This is a genomic window from Leptospira levettii, assembly GCF_002812085.1.
Classification (GTDB): Bacteria; Spirochaetota; Leptospiria; order Leptospirales; family Leptospiraceae; genus Leptospira_A; species Leptospira_A levettii.
This window is the reverse complement of the sequence record NZ_NPDM01000002.1, coordinates 379,392-397,585: the sequence shown is the minus strand read 5'-3', so window position 1 is coordinate 397,585 and position 18,194 is coordinate 379,392. Positions and strand designations below refer to the sequence as shown.

The 18,194-nt window shown below is 39.5% G+C and carries 16 protein-coding genes and 1 tRNA gene; 8 read left to right on the top strand and 9 right to left on the bottom strand.

What is annotated here, in order from left to right:
- Positions 1-322 precede the first annotated feature (322 nt).
- Together CH354_RS09490 and CH354_RS09485 are read left to right on the top strand one after the other, a co-directional pair.
- Positions 323-3,703 (top strand): MHYT domain-containing protein, encoded by a 3,381-nt coding sequence (locus tag CH354_RS09490; protein ID WP_100726666.1) that lies wholly within the window; start codon positions 323-325, stop codon positions 3,701-3,703.
- On the top strand, positions 3,704-4,711 hold the full coding sequence (locus tag CH354_RS09485; protein ID WP_100718550.1) for a response regulator: 1,008 nt from the start codon (positions 3,704-3,706) through the stop codon (positions 4,709-4,711).
- Positions 4,712-4,770: 59 nt separating this feature from the next.
- Here CH354_RS09485 and CH354_RS09480 read toward each other — a convergent pair whose 3' ends face one another.
- Both CH354_RS09480 and CH354_RS09475 read right to left on the bottom strand, forming a co-directional pair.
- Positions 4,771-5,502 carry a class II aldolase/adducin head domain-containing protein gene (locus CH354_RS09480; protein WP_100726667.1) on the bottom strand — a complete coding sequence of 244 codons (732 nt, stop codon included), beginning with the start codon at positions 5,500-5,502 and terminating at the stop codon, positions 4,771-4,773.
- Between the two features lie 18 nt (positions 5,503-5,520).
- Positions 5,521-6,189, bottom strand: coding sequence for a class II aldolase/adducin family protein (locus CH354_RS09475; RefSeq protein ID WP_100726668.1), 669 nt, complete (start codon positions 6,187-6,189; stop codon positions 5,521-5,523).
- 119 nt (positions 6,190-6,308) lie between these two features.
- On the opposite strand from CH354_RS09475, the gene CH354_RS09470 reads away from it, so the two are divergent.
- Together CH354_RS09470 and CH354_RS09465 are read left to right on the top strand one after the other, a co-directional pair.
- Positions 6,309-8,204 carry a SpoIIE family protein phosphatase gene (locus tag CH354_RS09470; protein WP_420843823.1) on the top strand — a complete coding sequence of 632 codons (1,896 nt, stop codon included), beginning with the start codon at positions 6,309-6,311 and terminating at the stop codon, positions 8,202-8,204.
- A gap of 207 nt (positions 8,205-8,411) precedes the next feature.
- On the top strand, positions 8,412-8,690 hold the full coding sequence (locus CH354_RS09465; protein ID WP_100726669.1) for a hypothetical protein: 279 nt from the start codon (positions 8,412-8,414) through the stop codon (positions 8,688-8,690).
- A gap of 128 nt (positions 8,691-8,818) precedes the next feature.
- On the opposite strand, the gene CH354_RS09460 is transcribed toward CH354_RS09465, so the two are convergent.
- The gene (locus CH354_RS09460) at positions 8,819-9,493 is read right to left on the bottom strand and encodes a CDP-alcohol phosphatidyltransferase family protein (RefSeq protein WP_100718544.1); all 675 of its coding nucleotides are present in this window, start codon (positions 9,491-9,493) and stop codon (positions 8,819-8,821) included.
- A 103-nt stretch (positions 9,494-9,596) separates the two neighbouring features.
- Here CH354_RS09460 and CH354_RS09455 point away from each other — a divergent pair.
- Positions 9,597-9,673 (top strand) — tRNA-Asp (locus CH354_RS09455).
- Between the two features lie 31 nt (positions 9,674-9,704).
- Here the strand turns inward: CH354_RS09455 and fliG are convergent.
- Complete coding sequence (fliG, locus tag CH354_RS09450) at positions 9,705-10,724, bottom strand: flagellar motor switch protein FliG (RefSeq protein WP_100726670.1); 1,020 nt, start codon at positions 10,722-10,724, stop codon at positions 9,705-9,707.
- A 130-nt stretch (positions 10,725-10,854) separates the two neighbouring features.
- Between fliG and CH354_RS09445 the strand changes: the two genes are divergently transcribed.
- Positions 10,855-11,064: a hypothetical protein gene (locus CH354_RS09445; RefSeq protein ID WP_012388542.1), complete on the top strand. Its 210-nt coding sequence runs from the start codon at positions 10,855-10,857 to the stop codon at positions 11,062-11,064.
- A gap of 12 nt (positions 11,065-11,076) precedes the next feature.
- Here the strand turns inward: CH354_RS09445 and CH354_RS09440 are convergent, their stop codons facing one another.
- The 3 genes from CH354_RS09440 to pdhA are packed head-to-tail and all read right to left on the bottom strand — an operon-like array spanning position 11,077 to position 14,410.
- Positions 11,077-12,438 carry a pyruvate dehydrogenase complex dihydrolipoamide acetyltransferase gene (locus CH354_RS09440; protein WP_100726671.1) on the bottom strand — a complete coding sequence of 454 codons (1,362 nt, stop codon included), beginning with the start codon at positions 12,436-12,438 and terminating at the stop codon, positions 11,077-11,079.
- 10 nt (positions 12,439-12,448) lie between these two features.
- Entirely contained in the window at positions 12,449-13,423 is a 975-nt protein-coding gene (locus tag CH354_RS09435) for a pyruvate dehydrogenase complex E1 component subunit beta (protein ID WP_100718541.1), read from the bottom strand.
- A complete protein-coding gene (gene pdhA, locus CH354_RS09430; RefSeq protein WP_100726672.1) occupies positions 13,424-14,410 on the bottom strand; it encodes a pyruvate dehydrogenase (acetyl-transferring) E1 component subunit alpha in 987 nt (328 codons plus the stop codon).
- A 104-nt stretch (positions 14,411-14,514) separates the two neighbouring features.
- Between pdhA and CH354_RS09425 the strand changes: the two genes are divergently transcribed.
- Positions 14,515-15,798 (top strand): hypothetical protein, encoded by a 1,284-nt coding sequence (locus CH354_RS09425; RefSeq protein WP_100718539.1) that lies wholly within the window; start codon positions 14,515-14,517, stop codon positions 15,796-15,798.
- Positions 15,799-15,862: 64 nt separating this feature from the next.
- On the opposite strand, the gene CH354_RS09420 is transcribed toward CH354_RS09425, so the two are convergent.
- Together CH354_RS09420 and fbp are read right to left on the bottom strand one after the other, a co-directional pair.
- Positions 15,863-16,111 (bottom strand): hypothetical protein, encoded by a 249-nt coding sequence (locus CH354_RS09420; RefSeq protein WP_100718538.1) that lies wholly within the window; start codon positions 16,109-16,111, stop codon positions 15,863-15,865.
- 101 nt (positions 16,112-16,212) lie between these two features.
- The gene (gene fbp, locus CH354_RS09415) at positions 16,213-17,244 is read right to left on the bottom strand and encodes a class 1 fructose-bisphosphatase (RefSeq protein ID WP_100718555.1); all 1,032 of its coding nucleotides are present in this window, start codon (positions 17,242-17,244) and stop codon (positions 16,213-16,215) included.
- Between the two features lie 110 nt (positions 17,245-17,354).
- Between fbp and CH354_RS09410 the strand changes: the two genes are divergently transcribed.
- Positions 17,355-18,179, top strand: a complete 825-nt coding sequence (locus CH354_RS09410) for a hypothetical protein (protein WP_165780334.1) — start codon at positions 17,355-17,357, stop codon at positions 18,177-18,179.
- Positions 18,180-18,194: the final 15 nt, after the last annotated feature.

Below are 18,194 nucleotides of genomic sequence, written 5' to 3'. Positions count from 1 at the left end.
TTGTCGTTTTCGTTTGGAAAGGATATTCATTCCTTCTAATGTTCCTGCTTATCTAAAAGTAAAATGAGAAAATTGGGATAAGGACAGGTTTTGTCTCACTCGAATCTCCAGTTGGTAAAAGACATGATTCACACTTGCAAAGGTTTTGTCTCCATAGTGAATCTCATTACTTTTGATCTGTTTCCAATCGATTTTTTTAGGAATAGTACGGATAGGAGGAAACTGAAATTTGATGATTCAAAATACTTCCTTTCCCTCTCCATCGAGAGTCAAAGAATGGGGACGAAACATTCGTTTTTTCTAAACCACTGTTTATTTACGTATGGATTTATTGCAGGAATTTTTCATCATCTCACCCACCAATGTGTACTTTGTCGAAGGAACTTACAACCCGTGGTTTGTACTGTTATCCATTTTCATTTCCATCCTTGCGTCTTGGATTTCTTTATACCTATTACATCGATTCTCTGAAGTAGGGAATCAATTCTATCGATTTGCGATATTGTTTACGGCAAGTTTATCTCTTGGTGGTGCTGTTTGGTCCATGCATTTCATCGGAATGATCTCCTTTGAGTTATGTACTACCGTAACCTATAATAAGGTGATCACAACATTATCCATCCTTCCTAGTTTTATTGCTTCCTTCTTTGCTCTGCAGACCCTCAGCAAAAAACAAATCTCGAAATTTGAATTGGTATCTGTCGGGATTCTTGTGGGTGTTGGCATTGGATTTATGCATTACATGGGGATGTCTGCTATGCAGATGAAACCAAAATTGATGTATGATCCTATTCTTTTTTTGGTTTCACTCGTTGTTGCCATTGCACTTTCGATTCTATCCATTTTCATTCAATTCCGATTAAAAAACTCTAACCTAAAGATTAGAAGTATTTACTTAACATTAGTTAGCGGAATTGTTATGGGTTCTGCAATTTCTGGAATGCATTACACAGGTATGGCAGCTGCTCGTTTTGTTGTACCGATTGGAACCAGTGTAGAAGGTTCTACAAATGACCAATTGTTTTTAGCCTTTTTAGTAGGTTTTGGAAGTTTATTCGTGATTGGTTCTGCAGTTGTTACAATCGCGTTTATCAGCTACAAGGATTTATTCCAAAACTTAGTCAAAAGTGAATCTAGACTTAGAGCAATCATTGAAACGGCAGCTGATGCCATCGTAATGATTGATACACGTGGCATTGTTCAGGAATTTAATGTAACAGCAGAACGAATGTTTGGTTGGTCATCTAAGGAGATCATTGGAAAAAATGTAAAAATTTTGATGCCAAGCCCTTTTCGAGAAGAACATGATGGATACTTATCCAATTATCTGAATACAGGTGAAGCAAAAATCATAGGCATTGGTAGGGAAACTATCGCAGTTCGTAAAGATGGAACTACGTTTCCAATTCGACTTGCAATCGGGCACACCAAACTACCACAAGACGATATTTTTGTTGGACTCATTAGTGATATCTCAGAGAGAATCATGATTGAAAATGCTTTAAAAGACAATGAGGAACAATTAAAATCATTTATCCAAAACATTCCTGGTGTTGTATATAGGTGTTTGGTTGATGAATATTGGTCTTCTATTTTTTTAAGTGATGCAATTTATAGTTTATCTGGTTATCCTGCGAGTGATTTTTTAGAACCAAATCGTATTCGTAATTTTTCGGACATCATCCATCCTGATGACAAAGATCATGTATCAAATACGATTCAAAATGCAATTGCTACTTCTGATACTTTTGTATTAAATTATCGAATTTTACATAGGAGTGGGGACATTCGTTGGGTTTTGGAATATGGTGGTCTTGTCTACGATGAAAACAAAGAAGTAAAATTTTTGGATGGAGTGATACTCGATAATACTGACAGACGAATGATTGAAGAGGCTCTGATTGAATCAAAAGAAAAAGCAGAGATGGCTTCGATCACCAAAACAACTTTTTTAGCGAATATGAGCCATGAAATTCGTACTCCTATGAATGCCATCATCGGATTTACAGAAGTTTTACTTGCGGACTCTCTACCCAATCCACAAAAAAAACATTTAGAAACCATACGAAATGCAGCAAAATCTCTATTACGTCTGTTAAATGATATATTGAATTCAGCAAAACTTGACCGTGGTTCAGTCGAGTTAGAAATTTTTGACTTTTCTTTACTCTCTCTCATCGACCAAGTATCCTCAACATTTGCCATGGAGGCAAAGAAAAAGGGATTACCATTTACTACATTTTATTCAGATTCATTGGAAGATTATTATAAGGGGGATAATCTTCGGATTCGGCAAATCTTAACTAATTTAATTGGCAATGCGATTAAATTTACAAAAGAAGGGAATATCCATCTCTCAGTCACACCAAACGAAAATCAGGTGTTGTTTCATATCCATGATACAGGGATTGGCATTGCAGAAGATAGACTCGAAAAAATTTTTGAACCATTCACACAAGCTGATGTTTCGATGAGTCGCCGATTCGGAGGAACAGGCCTTGGTACAACCATTTCCAAACAATTGGTGGAGCTGATGGGTGGGAAAATTTGGGTAGAAAGTAAAATGGGAGAGGGGAGTGATTTTTATTTCAGTTTACCATTGAAAAAAGGGAATTTAGAAACTCTCATCCAAAACAAAGAATTTCATTCCCTTCCCAATTTAAATGTGCTCATTGCCGATGACGTCAAACAAAATGTGGAACTCATCCAAATCTTAATGGAAACAAACGGACATAAGGTGCAAGTTACTCATAATGGCTTAGAAGCACTGAATGCGTTTCAGACAAATTTTTTTGATTTGGTTCTAATGGACATCCAGATGCCTGAGATGGATGGATTAGAAGCTACAAAACAAATGCGTGTGTTTGAATCGACTCAATTGCGAAATCGTACTCCAATTATTGCCCTTTCTGCAAGTGTATTTGAAGAGGACAAAGAACAAGCAAGACTTGCTGGAATGGATGGATTTGTATCTAAACCCATAGATGTAGAGGAACTTTACGAAGAAATTGCGAAATGGATTTTGAAACGTCGGGGTCCCAAGACAGAACAAGTTTCGGACGGTTCTATAGAGAAACAAACTCCTTTGCAAAATCAAAGTACACTGGAAGATCCATTCCAAACTCCAATTGATTGGGATCGAGGGATTAAAATTTATGGTTCCAAAACAAAATACATACATGTGTTGCTAGATTATTTACGTGAACAAGTCAAAACCATACCCGATTTCCAAAATCAAATGACTACACAAAACCAAATCACGGAAGTGATCCATAAATGGAAAGGAGTCACTTCAAATTTGGGTATCAAATCAGTCTTACAAATTCTAAAAGGTTGGGAAAACGAATCTCATGCTGAATCTGAGTTCCATACCTTATGGAATTTGGTCCAAACGGAGTTCCAAAACCTTCTAGGTATTTTATCCCAAGACAATGGGGAAACGGAGCCACAATCCGATCTTAATGAGAATAAAACTTTGGATCCTTTAGATGCCAAAAAAGCCATCCAATTGATTCAAAACCTAATCCTCTCATTCGAAAAAGGAAATCTCAACCCAACTGATTGGCAGGAACTCGTGAAGGTACTATCGTTACCTTCATTTCTAACAGAGATTCACTCGATTACAAAATCCATTGAACAATTTGATTTTGAAACATCCATACAAAGTTTGAAAAAACTGGAACAACAATTAGGAGATCGATAGATGATACAGAATACAAAAGCAAAGGTCCTAATCATTGATGATGAACCTACCAATTTGCAAATTTTAAACGAAATTCTTAAAAATGATTATATCCTATTTTTTGCCAAGGATGCAGAGAAAGGTTGGGAACTTGCCAATCGCGAAAGTCCTGATTTAATTCTTTTGGATGTAATGATGCCTGAAGTCACAGGTTATGAACTCATCCAAAGGTTAAAAGAAAACCCAAGTACCAAATACATTCCTGTGATTTTTGTTACGGCTCTCACTGACGTAGGAGATGAAGAAAAAGGATTTAAATTAGGTGCTGTTGATTATATTACAAAACCAGTAAGTCCTTCTATTGTCAAAGCGAGAGTCAAAACACATTTGTCGCTCGTGGATAGTGAAGAAGTGAAAATTACTAGATTACAAATCATCCAAAGATTGGGTATGGCTTCAGAATATAAAGACAATGAAACGGGGATGCACGTCATTCGTATGAGCCACTATTCCAAAACTCTGGCTCTTGCCATCGGATACAGTGAAGAAGGTGCAGAAGAAATTCTGAATGCAGCACCTATGCATGATGTTGGAAAAATTGGGATCCCAGATTCCATCATCCAAAAACCAGGAAAACTCACGGAAGAAGAATGGCAGATTATGAAACGGCATCCGCAAATTGGAGCAGAAATCATAGGAGACCATCATTCCAGTTTGTTAAAATTAGCAAAATCCATAGCACTCACTCACCATGAAAAATTTGATGGGACTGGATACCCTTACCAATTAAAAGGGGAAAATATCCCACTAGAAGGAAGGATCATTGCAATTGCCGATGTTTTTGACGCTTTAACAACAGTAAGACCCTACAAAAAAGCATGGGAAGTCGAGGATGCATTGTCGTTTTTACAAAAAGAAGCTGGAACTCACTTTGATCCTCAATTGGTAAAAGAGTTCTTAAAGGTGTTACCTAAAGTTTTAGAAATCAAAGCAGAATGGCCAGAAGAAATAGAGAAATTAAAAAATTGAACCTATTTTAAATCAATAAAACAAAGCTGAATTGATTTTATACCCCGACGTTCCAATTGTTAGTAGGCTTTGAAACCAGTTGGCCTTTCTCCACGTTTGTAAAATTCCATCGCTTTTTTTTCATCTTTTAATAACCGACTTTTTGCAATGAAACGGACAAACCATGGAATTTGTTTTACCTTGCCCCCAGTGGCAATGGCTAATAGGTATGCTTTGGCACATTTTTCGATCAATTCACAATTATAAATAGCCTTCTCACGAGTCACACTCGTGATGATCACTTCTTCACCTAACAGAAATCCGTTGGCACCGGAAGTTAGCGTTGGACTTGGTAGTAAATTTCCATTTAGATCGATTGGCAATTGTAAAACTGGTGCCCCTAATTGCCGGCATTGTTCGTCAAAAACCAGAGGAAGAGGGTGGTCGATCTCATGTAAATGAGAACTCCAAGGGGGAATGAATCTCACAATCGCTCCTACATCAGGGCGAATTTTATAAAGGTCAACATGGAAACGAATTAAGGATGGGAGATTGGGTAATGAATCATCTCCACTTAACATTGTATTTGGATTTTCTAGATGATAAATTCCGACAAGCGGTTGTTTCTTTTTTCCTTCCCCTTTCACCATTAGGATCATTTTACCTTCACCAGGCAATAAAAAGGACAAACTTGCTGTTAGGTTTTGGAACAAACCCTTTGATTCCAATCGGTTCCATAGGTCAAGTAACTCCAATTCGTCTGGAGATTGATTTTTTTTCACCCGATTTGTTTTTTTAGCTAATTGGATCATGATGATTCCTATTGTTTCTTAAGTATGTCGTGCACTTAAGAATATCGTATTGATTTGTTTGAGTACTCGTGACGAAAGCCGATTTTGATTTTGTTGATTTTGAATGGAATGTCGTAAAAATTCAGAAGCTTCTTTTTCAATCAGCGAAGCAGATCGGATAGCTGATTTTAAATCCTTTGCTCCGCAGACAATTCCATGATTTTTGAGTAAGTATCCATTTGATTTGTCTGAAATTTTTGATTGAAAGGCTCGTACTAAAAAGGAGGTTCCAGAAGGAGCATAGGAAACCATGATCAATCGATCCCCTAGTCGTTCTGTTGTTTCTTTCTCTCTCAATTCTAAATCTTTCCCAAGTAATGTAATGGCGCTTGCTAGGGGTTGGTGCGTGTGTAAACTCACATTGATGTTTGGTCGTTTCTTAAAAAAACTAGCATGGATACCACTTTCGGTTGTCGGTTGTTTTGTCCCTTCTACCATCTGTAAGTTATCAATGCGTAAAACACAAAGGTCTTCCGGTTTCATTGTGTAATAATCACTCGCAGAAGGTGTGACAACCATATAGGTTTCATCCACACGTACAGCTAAATTACCACCGATCCCAGCCAAAAAACCAAGATCAGCTAACTGAATACAGGCGGTTATCATCTCTTTTTGGATGGATTTAGTTTTTTTTGGGTCGAGGGTCATCAAATTTTCCTTCCTTTCCTAAGATGAACAATAGTCGACAATTGTCGACTAAAAAATACTCCCGTTTGTCGATTCGTCCACTGTTTTGAGTTCCTTTTTGTCATTTAATTTATCGACAAATGTCGGTAAAATTGCAAACTACACCAGGTTTTGAAGAGATGAAACATGCGTATTTCCCATTAGTCCTTTCTTTCTGCAAACGAACGTTGTCCGTTTGGATCGTGAATGTCCTTGGTCCTACTGACCTATTTGTGATGCGCCACCGGATTTTGAATGGCACATTGTTTGCGGGACTCATAGCCATGTTAGTTGGACTTGGATCTGAGTTTTTCCGAGAAGGATTTGAAATGGGAGGATTACTTGCTTTATGGGCAGCATTTGGTTTTACCATTTTATTTTATTATTTGTCTCGGGTGAAACGTTACTTTCAAATTTTAATTGTCCCCACTTTCATCATCAGTTCTCTCACTGCCTGTTTACAAATTAAATACAGCGGTGGAATCGTCAGTGCCAATGTGATGTTACTTGCTCCTATCCTTGTTCTGAATATGTTAATTCTCGGCAAAAAATGGGATAGTGTTGCGATCCTTTTTTTTGTTTCACTCTTGTTTGTGATCAGTGAAATCCAAGATGGATTTCCTGAATGGTTTTCCGATTATTCTTCTTTAAAAGCAAGGAGTGAGGATTTCCTCATCACAGCAGTTTCTGTTTTATTATTGTTAGGACTCATGTTACGCACACTGAATCGTTCTTATGAAGATGCGATTTTGGAAGTAAGTCGATTGAAGTCACAACAAGACGGTGACTATTATCTCACTTCACTTCTCACACGTCCACTCTCAGGGATTCGCAATCACTCTAAATCAGTGTCTTTTTTATCCTATGTCAAACAGAAGAAATCTTTCCATTTTAAGGACCGAGAGTATGAATTGGGAGGGGATATTTGTGTTACTGACCAAATTGTTTTACGAGGGCGTAGTTATTGTGTGTTTGCGAACGGGGATGCGATGGGGAAATCCATGCAAGGAGCAGGTGGGGTCTTAGTATTTGGAACAGCCTTTCGTGCTTTCATCGAACGAACGAATCGAGAAGGGGTGTTATCCACTTACTATCCCGAACGTTGGTTACACACAGCACTCAATGATTTGAATAATGTTTTTGAAGGGTTTGATGGATCAATGTCAATGTCCTTACTTTTTGGACTTGTTGATGAAAAAAATGGATATATGTACTATATCAATGCAGAACATCCTTTTCCGATACGATACCGAGAGGGAAAAGCACAGTTCCTTTCCGAACAAGCCACAAATTTTAAATTAGGGATGCAAACGGAGAGAGCAAAGATTGAAACCTGTTGGATTCGACCAGGAGACACTATCATTTTAGGAAGTGATGGCAGAGATGATTTGGATTTGGGTTTGGATGCATCCCAAAAACGAGTCATCAATTTTGATCATACCTCTATCTTAAAACAAGTGGAAGAAACGAAAGCAGACGTCATTGCATTGGGATTCAGATTACAATCGATTGGTGAGTTAACAGATGATTTGTCCTTTCTTAGCATCAAATTCCAACCAATGGAACCCCCGAGAAGGAATTTTCGATCCGAATCAATCGACAAAAGCATCCATTTGGTAGAGAAAAACCAAAATGTAGAAGCATTACATGTTTTAGAGGGAGAGTTAGAGATTGAAAATGAAAATCCCTTATTTTGGAAAGTATTGTACCAATTGTATCGTAAATTAGGTAAGTTTGCCTTGGCGGGACATGCTGCAGAATCTTTTTCGAATGTCCATCCATCAGGTTTACAGATGATTTGGAATGGTGTCATTCAATATGCGAAAGCCGGTATGATAGAAGAAGCCATCGATTTAGCAGAGAGACTTTATAGTCGAAAACCAGATGTTTTACCTGTATTAAAAGTCCTAATCAAATTGTACCAAAAATCAAAACGTCCTGAACGTGCTAAGGAAGTTGTGTCGATTTACCATAAGTTGAAATCATCTACAAATTGAGGGATCGCTTTATGAATATGGTAAAATCGTATGTAATTCTTTGTATCATCGTATGAGATTTCAGGTTTGAAAACATTCTCAATTTAAATTGGAAAGAAATTAGGTCAGATCATCTTTAGAAAATAAAAATGAATTTACTTTTTAGAATCCAACCATTGTTATCGTTTCCAGACGGAAGATAGAACCAATCTTCATAAGGTTACATGTATGGAAGAAAACGAAACAATAGAAATGCCCGTAGTAATGGAAGAACCTGCTCCTGAAGTAACAGTTGTTGCGAAAAAAGCAGCTCCTAAAAAGAAGAAAGCAGCCAAAAAGAAAGCGGCAAAGAAAAAAAGAGCAAAAAAAGCAGCTCCTAAGAAGAAGAAGGCAGCTAAAAAGAAAAAAGCAGCCAAGAAAAAAACAAAAAAAGTTGCTCCTAAAAAGAAGAAAGGTGCAAAGAAGAAAGCATCTAAAAAAAGAGCGGCAAAGAAAAAACGACGTTAATCCCTTTGGGATAATAGATTCGAACATCATACCCATTGGTATTCAGATGTATTGAAGCTATTATCCCTTAATCTCTCCATACATCTCACCTTTCCAGATACAAATCAGACAAAATCAGAATTGATCATTTAGATCTTTTGGTATTTCTTCGCTTGTTTTTTGTTTTCTGGGTCTAGTTCGATTGCTTCTGGATGTAGGACAATATTCCAATACCGAACAACATAAGCAATGACACCTGCTGTGAGTACAAAAAGTAAAACATAAGCTGAAATCACGGGGTGTAATAGAAACGGATAAGGGGCACCAAATTGGTGGAAGTAGGGAAGTGACATGTACCAAATCACAGAGACGGCAACAATTCCCACACCAAATTTTCCCCACCAATTCGGCCTTCCTTGGAGCCCACGTTTTAAATACAAGAACCCACCTAGCCAAACACCTAAAACCTCACGTATAAAATAAACAATGAGGATCCAACTGGGAAAATCAAAATGAAGTGTTACTACGGAAAGTCCACCTAAGGTCACCAGTTTATCACAAACAGGATCTAGGTAACGACCAAGTGTGGTTTCTTGGTGTAAGAGTCTTGCAAAGAGTCCATCCAAATAATCAGTGATAACGGCCACCAATGCATAACCGATGGATGCAAAGAATGCACTCAAGTTCGATGGGTCTTTCGCATAATCATACGTACTATAGAAAAAAAATGGTAATAACAATACACGGAATATGGATAAAAAATTGGATAGAGTGAAGATTCGATCCTGAAAAAGGTCTTTGGCTTTTTTTTCTTCGATTTGCATAGAACCTATGCCAGATTCTCAAAATTCTAACCGAAGGCAAGAAAACAAATGAAAACAATGTTGACGATTGGAGTCGAATCTATACCTTGGTTTTTATTCCGATGGAGTTGTAGCTCAGTTGGTTAGAGTGCCTGCCTGTCACGCAGGATGTCGCGGGTTCGAGCCCCGTCAACTCCGCCATCGGGAATTTCCCTTCTGTTTCATCCCACTTTCATTCGATGTATTCTTCTTTGTCTTTTTTGAATAGGATTTGATTTTCCTCTTCTAACACTCTTGCAACCTGAACAATTTTACTACGTGCTTCGTTTATCTCTCGTAAGGTGACTCGCGGTTTCATATCTAAAATATCTAATATATCTTCCGCTCGGTTTTGGCTCATATTGTTTAGGAATTTTTTTCGGATTTCATCTCCAGCTCCACGAATGGCAAGAGAGATGGATGTATCATCCGCCAATCGATTGATGAGTACGCGCATCTCTTTGTTATCGAGAGATAAAATGTCTTCAAATGTGTATAATTTTTCGCGGACTTGGTCTGCCACTTCCGGTGAAGATTCTTCTAATTCAGAAAGGATGGTTTCTTCTGCACCCTTTTCCATAAAATTAAGGATGTTTGCAAGTACGTGAGCACCACCGGCTTCTGAGTACTCTTGTTTGTCTCTTTCTTCGTACCGTTTTTTTAAGATCCTTGCAATGTTTTGGATCACATCAGGGTGGGTTTTCGAAGTGGTGGCAAGCCGAACGGCAATTTTTGCTTGTTCTGGTTTCGGGAATAGTTTCAAAACGTCAGCTGCTTTTTTGGGATCTAGGTGCGAAAGGGTAACAGCTATGATTTGTGGTGACTCTGTCGCGAGCATCGTTTGTAAGACAGTCGGTTCTACTAAGTTTAAAAATTCAAAATCATTCTTTGTTTCTTCTTTGTGGATCTTTTTTAGGATCACATTGGCTTTTTCAGATCCCACCGTGTGTTCGAGTAGGGATTTTGCCGTTGACAATCCACCCGAAGTGGATTCGGAAATGTCTTCGATGGTATGATGGAATTCTTTTAAAATGGTTTCCCTTTCTTCCTTGGAAACGGACCTAATTTTGGACATTTCCAAAATCACGGCCTCTAACATGGAATCGTCTAGGTGTCTTAGAACATCGGCAGCTCTTTCTTTGCCAAGGGATAGGAGGAGGAGGGCAGCTTTTCGTACGCCAGGAGTGGCGGAGGTTGGGTTCTCAGACTTCATGTGACATAATTCTCTTAGTTTCCCATGGATGTCAAAAAAAACTTATCTAATGAGACAAAATTTTCTAAAGGTCTCATTCACTTCGTACGATACCCTTTGTAAGTTACAAAGATAAAGGAACGAAAACCAGATGGACAAAGCTCACAAATTCAAAAACACACTCGAACGTTACATCCACTACCGAGGAATTGATATCGTTTTACACCTCAAAGATGGGAAGAGTATCGAACTCGATAAAAACCGACAAATGACGGACGATGTTGTGATCGGGAATTTGGCCACTGGTGTAGTCCGCATTCCCATTGCCGATATCCAAAGTGCAGATTTTTTTGCTGCTTAAGTCCAAACTTGTTTAACCGACTGCAAGGAGAAGGTTTGGTTTTTCCAATAAACTCCTTAAAGTCTTTAAAAACTCTGCTCCCACAGCTCCATCGATCACACGGTGATCGCAGGAGAGTGTGAGAGAAAGAATCCTTCCCACAACCACAGCTCCGTTTTCCACAACAGGTTTATCCTCTACAGAACCAACTGCAAGGATTGCACTTTCTGGTTCATTGATAATGGCTGTAAACCGACTGATTCCATACATACCCAAATTGGAAATGGTAAAAGTACCATTGGTAAACTCTTCTGGTTTTAACTTTCTTTCCCTTGCTTTTTTTGCGAGTTCTTTCACCTCAATTGAGATTTGTTGGATGGACTTTCTGTTTGCGTCACGGATGACAGGTGTTAAAAGGCCTCCATCAATGGACACAGCGATTCCCACATCAATGCGACCAAATTGTAATATGGAATCTCCTTGGAAACTTGCATTCACTTTGGGATGGAGTTTGAGGGCAGAAGCTGTCGCTTTGACTATGATGTCATTCAAACTCACCTTAGTAGGTGATTCTGGGTTTTGTGCGGTTTGGAAATCATTGATTTCTTTTCGCAAATTCTCAAGTGCTTTCGCATTGACATCAACATTCAAATAAAAATGAGGAAGGTTTTGTTTGGATTCGGTGAGTCGTTTGGCAATGGTTTTACGCATCCCATTCAAACTGATCACTTCATCACTCACTTGTGTATCAAACCCACCACTAGTTGTTCCGATTCCTTGTGTTAAGGTATCTAGGACATCTTTTTTTGTGATCCTTCCTTCGGGGCCAGTTCCGATGACTTTGTGTAAGTCGATTCCATGTTCGATGGCAATGGATTTTGCTAAAGGAGAAGCAAGGACACGAAGTGTTCCTCGTGGTACAGACGGAGTTCCATTGGTTGTCTCTTTGGGGAGAGTTGGTGTTGGAACTTGGGTCGTAGTTTGGCTTTGGGGAACGGCTTGAGTTTGTAGATTGGAAGTTTCCTTAGAAGCAGTTTCTTTTGTTCCAACGTTTGGTGTAGAAGGGACCACCTCTTTTGGAGTTTCACTCGTTGTGGTTTGCGTCGAACCTGGAGATTTTTTCGGAAGGTTTGTGAGTAGGGATGTGATGTCTTCTCCTGGTTTTCCAATGACGGCGAGGGCTTCACCTACTTTTAGTTTGGTGCCTTCTCCTTGGATGATTTTTAAAATCACTCCTGAATCATACGCTTCCATTTCCATCACTGCTTTGTCAGTTTCCACTTCCGCGAGGATGTCACCTGGGCTTACGGAATCACCTTCTTTTTTCAGCCATTTCACAATGGTTCCCTCTTCCATCGTAGGGGATAATTGGGTCATTTCTTGTATTTTTGCCACTCTGGTCTCCTTAACGTAACATCTCTCGGATGGTATCTGCCACTCGGTTGGCATTCGGCAAACTCATTCGTTCTAGGTTTGCAGCATAGGACATCGGAACATCCATTTGTGTGACTCGTTCGACAGGGTGGTCTAGGTATGAGAAAACATTTTTTTGAATGAGGTGAGAAATTTGTGCACCAAAACCGGCAACAGGCCACCCTTCTTCAACTACAATGGCTCTGTTTGTTTTCTTGACCGATTCGTAAATTAGATTTTCATCTAACGGTCGTAAACTGCGTAAATCCACAATTTCCACAGAGATTCCTTCTTTTTCTAAAATGACTGCTGCTTCCTCTGCAAAACTGAGAGCCCTTGACCAGGTAACAATTGTTATATCAGTTCCTTTTCGTTTGATTTCGCCAAGTCCCAAGGGAATCGTATATTCCTGTTCAGGGACTTCTCCTTTGGAACCATACAAAACTTCTGATTCAATGAAGATGGTTGGATTGTTATCCCGGATCGAAGATTTGAGGAGACCATAGGCATCTTTTGGTGTGGCTGGGCATACAACTTTAAGACCAGGGCAGTGGGCATACCAGGATTCAAATGCTTGTGAGTGTTGAGCCCCAAGCCTTCCTCCTGCACCACCAGCTCCGCGAAATACGATAGGCATCGGAAATTGACCACCACTCATATAATTCATCTTAGCTGCCGAGTTAATGATTTGGTCGATTGCAACCAGTGAAAAATTCCAAGTCATAAATTCAATGATGGGCCTAAGTCCTACCATCGCCGATCCCACTCCAATCCCTGCAAATCCATTTTCGGAAATGGGGGTATCAATCACTCGGGCCTCTCCAAACTTATCGAGCATCCCTTGGGAAACTTTATAGGCACCTTGGTAATGGCCCACTTCTTCTCCCATCAGATAAATCAGTGGATCTTTTTCCATTTCTTCCACCATGGCACGGTTGAGTGCTTCTCTATAGGTTAACACTGCCATTTATTTATCCTCCGCATACACATACTTGTGGAGTTGGGAAAGGGGTGGTTCGGGAGAGTTTTCCGCAAAGGCATATGCTTCATCAATTTGGGTTTGGATATCGATTTCTAATTTGTCCAAAACTTCAGGTTTAATTCCACCTAACTCAAGTTCATGTCTTGCACGCATTAGTGGGTCCTTTTTTTTATAGGCATCTAATTCTTCTTTTGTTCTGTATTTGGCTGGGTCTGACATAGAGTGACCACGAAACCGGTAGGTGGATACTTCGATGAGTGTTGGACCTTCCCCTCTGCGAGCTCTGTCTACAGCGACTTTTACATGGTCTCTCACCTTTCTGACTTCATCCCCTTCGATATGGTCCCTCGCCATATCATAAGCGTATGCTCTCACTGACACATCTTTGACAGCAAGGGCTCTGTATTCGGGTGTTCCCATCGCATAATGGTTGTTCTCACAAATGAAAACAACTGGTAGTTTCCAGATGGCAGCAAGGTTTAGCCCTTCATGAAAAGAACCAATATTAGCAGCTCCTTCACCAAAAAAACATATGGTGACAGAATCTTCTTTTCTGTATTTGGAAGCAAAAGCAATGCCAGCAGCAAGTGATATATGGCCACCTACAATTCCATGCCCGCCCATAAAATGTGCATTTTTATCAAAAAAATGCATCGATCCTCCATTCCCTTTGGAGACTCCAGTTGCCTTTCCAAAAAGTTCTGCCATGAGTGGGCTCGGGTGGAGACCACGTGCAAGAGCATGTCCATGGTCGCGGTAAGTAGAGACAATGTAGTCATGAGGAGTGAGAGAAGCAATGGAACCAACACCAACTGCTTCTTGCCCAATGTACAAATGGAGAAACCCACCAATTTTTCCAACACTGTATGCTTTCGCAGCAGCCTCTTCAAACTTTCGTATAAGTACCATTTGTCTGTAGAACTCTTGTAATTCGCTCACAGATTGTGAGTCTTTGGGGATAGAAGAAACCAAATAGAACCTCCAAAACCACTAAAAAACTACACTATTTAGACAAAGAAAGAAAGCAAAAATCTTGCTCTTAAAAGAACATAAAAGACAGTTTCCCTAGGACCTTTATGAAAATTACGAGTGCTGGTATCGAATTCCTAGAATTCAATGAATTTAAAAATTTTGCTGTGGATTATGATCTGTTAGGTTCTGTCTCACTCAGTGAACCTGTTGTAGATAAAAATGGAAACATTCTTATCAAAGAAAAAGTAGCAATCAAAGAAAACGTATTAAAAAAATTGGAAGGCCTAGAAGGGAATTATATTCCTTCCTTCAAACTGGCAATGTCAAAAGATTTAATGAAGATGCTAAGACAAGTTTTGTCAAAAGCGATCTTAAACCGTATTGATGATCGTTCGAATGAATTTATTTTCCACCTTTATGAACAAAATGCAGAACGGATGGCAAGTCTTAAAGGGATCATTCAAAACTCATTTTATTCGAAGACAGTCGCTCTATCATTCTTTCGTATCTTACTTTCACATAAAGAATTTTTTAATCATTTAGCGGACTTTGGACTACTCAGTTTGGGTTCAGTCATCCAAAAACAATATGGTTTCAAAATGGTGAACCGTTATAGTTTTTTAGCAGGTTTATGCGCTGATATAGCTGTATCCAAAGAAGGTTTGTATCGACAAAGTTTTTTTGGTTCTTCTCTGTCAACTGCAGTAAACCTCAGTATCGAAATTGCACGTAAACTCAATTTGCCAGAAGAAGTGATCAGTGCAATTAACAATCATGGAAACTCTAATTTTGAAATTCCAGGTGTGAACCCAGCGAATGTGAATGTAGAAGACTTAAGAAAACACCAATTGAACCAAGACTTACTACTAGGCAGTGGAATGGAAGACGATGCAAGTGATGATGAGGAAGAAGCGGGAGAATATGCTGATAACACTGCAGAAGTCACGTTAGATGCATTAAAGATTGCTCGGTATATCATGGAGAACCTAAAGGTCACAACTGACAAAGAACATGTTTCCGAAAAACTCCTGGTGATGTTTACTTATAATGCAGAGAAGGGACTTTTCCGAAAAGATTTGGCAGATCCAATGATTGATCGGTTTAAAGAATTTGATCATGCGATCAAAAGGATTCGTACCATTGCCGAAATCGAAAATAAATGTAAATTCCAAACATCCGCATGGGCCTATCCAAAACCAAAATCTTCGCAGATTGTTTGTAAGGATCGAAATTACCAATGCCCATGGATTGTGAATGGTTGGGACCTTCGGATTATTTCTCCTCAAGATCCTTTCGGTTACATTGGTACTGCATTAGATGTTGGAACCTATCCCAAATGTGCGTTAGAGGAAGAGCTTCACGCAAAAATCAAATACACTGATTCCTAAAAGGGCAAAAAAAAACCAACCGAAGATCGGTTGGTTTTTTGTTTTAAAAACGATCGAAAGATAATTAGAAACCAGCTGGTTTTTTAATGTCTTTTGTTGCGTCTTTAACAGCGCCTGTAGCAGCTTTTTTTACTTCTGTTTCAGCAGTTTTTACCGCTGCGTCTACTTTTTTCTCAACTTCAGTAGTTACTTTTTTTGCTGCATCTTCAACAGTTTCCATTTTTTCTTCTACAACTGGCTCTTCTTTTTTGCAGAATGCAAGTCCAGAAGCCATAGTTACACCGAGAATTAAAACGAGTAGTTTTTTGTTCATCGAAAGTTTTCTCCTAAAAATCTTTTAATTCTGCCAAAACTACACGATCTTCGTTTCCATTGAAAGAAATTTCTGAATGGAATCAGAAATTTCTAAAGAATTTATTTCGGAACAAATGTAAGGAATTCTTCTACTTCTCTTTTGCTTCCAATGATGAGCGTTGTTCGTTCATGGAGTTCCTTAGGAGTTAGGTCCAAAATTCGTTCTCCTTTCACGGTCACTGCCATACCACCTGCTTGTTCGGCAATAAAGGCCATGGGAGCTGCTTCATATAACAAACGCAATTTTCCATTTGGGTATTTGCTGGATTTTGTATCGTTAGGATAGAGGAAAATCCCACCTTTTAAAAGGTTTCTATGGAAGTCTGCCACGAGGGAACCAATGTAACGTGCTGTTTTTGGTTTTTTTCCCCCTTCGATGGATTTGATTTTTTGTAAGTAGGCTTGTACTTCTGGTGACCAATAGGATGCGTTCCCTTCATTGGCAGAATAAATATCCCCTGATTCTGGCATTTGCATGTTTGGGTGCGATAGTAAAAATTCACCCACACTTGGATCAAGTGTGAATCCAGAAACTCCCTTGCCGGTAGATAAAACTAACATGGTAGAGGATCCATAAATGATATAACCAGCACAACGTTGCAAATGGCCTTTTTGGAGCAGGTCTTTTTCGGTTCCTGGTTCTTTGGAATTAGGCTCTAATCTTTGGTGGATGGAAAAAATCGTTCCGATGGAGACATTGGTGTCAATATTGGAAGAACCATCGAGTGGGTCGATCGCCATTGTGTACTTTCCAATATTGTATCCTCCTGGGATGGGGATGATGGCTTCATGTTCTTCGCTTGCGAGTACACAAAGGTGACCACAGATTTTTAAGGATTGGTTAAACGCATTGTCCGCGTATTGGTCCAGTTTCATCTGGGTTTCGCCTTGGACATTTGTGTCTTCCGTGGCACCCAAAATGTCATCTAGGAGACCCGCTTTTCTCACTTCACGGCCTACAATTTTTGCCGCATAAACCAAATGACTGAGAAGGGCAGTGAATTCTCCCGATGCGTGTGGGATTTTGAGTTGCTCTTCTAAGATGAATTGTGAGAGAGAAATGAGTTTTTTTTGTTTCGGTGTTGCGTTCACAGGTTCCCCGAGGATGTTTTTTACACCATTTTTGTGGTTGTGGGTAGGGAGCAAATCCTTTCTCCTTTTGAAAGTGGATGACAAATCCGATACTGTACGTTAGAACCTCCATGACTGAGCCAATGCACCTAATCCCTTCTCCTTCTATGCAGATGACCGACTACCATTCCCGCCGTTTAGGACTCAGTTTTGCCAGTGTCGGTGCCTATCTTGGTTGGGTGTATTTGGGAAAAGAATTGGTGTATGAATTTGGGCAAACGAAGGAAGAAGAGAAGATCCGAGGGATTGTATCCAGTTCTTACTCCCAGTGGACCCGAAGTATGGGGTATTTATCTCCTACCACCATCGAGTCCTTTCGTGAGAATGAGAGGGAAGTGGAATTATCCGTCATCCGATTGCCTGAAGGAGAAGTTCCTGTTTTTGTTTTGGTTTTTTTGGAAAAAGGGCAAAGTTTACCCCCTAGGGTTTGGGAAGATCTGTCGAACCAAGTCCTCACGTTTTGTGCGACAGGGATTTCCCTTCGCGAAAAGAATTTACTCGATTTTGAAACCATCACAGAACCCATTCGCAAACGAATGGAGAAGGCATTCCTGGGAGATACAAAATCGGGAGTGATCGCTTTTTTCCACCTCCAAGACTTAAGCCCCTTTTTTAAACCGATGGGGGTCATCAAAAGCCAAGAAATTTTGCGAGAAGTCACTGCCACCCTCCACAAGGAAACGAGGGAAAATGAATTTAATTTCCAACTGAACCCTAGGTCTTATTTTTTATTTTGCCCTGGAGAAACATTGGATGGAGCAAACCATCGGTTTGGATCGTTGTACTTTCCCTCCAAACATTTGATTTTGGACTATAAATTGAAGATTTTCCCGATCGATGGGGACGTTTTGGCTGATGATGCCAAGTTTTCGTCCATTTTTCTTGAAAATTTCTAAAAGCATTTTTACGCT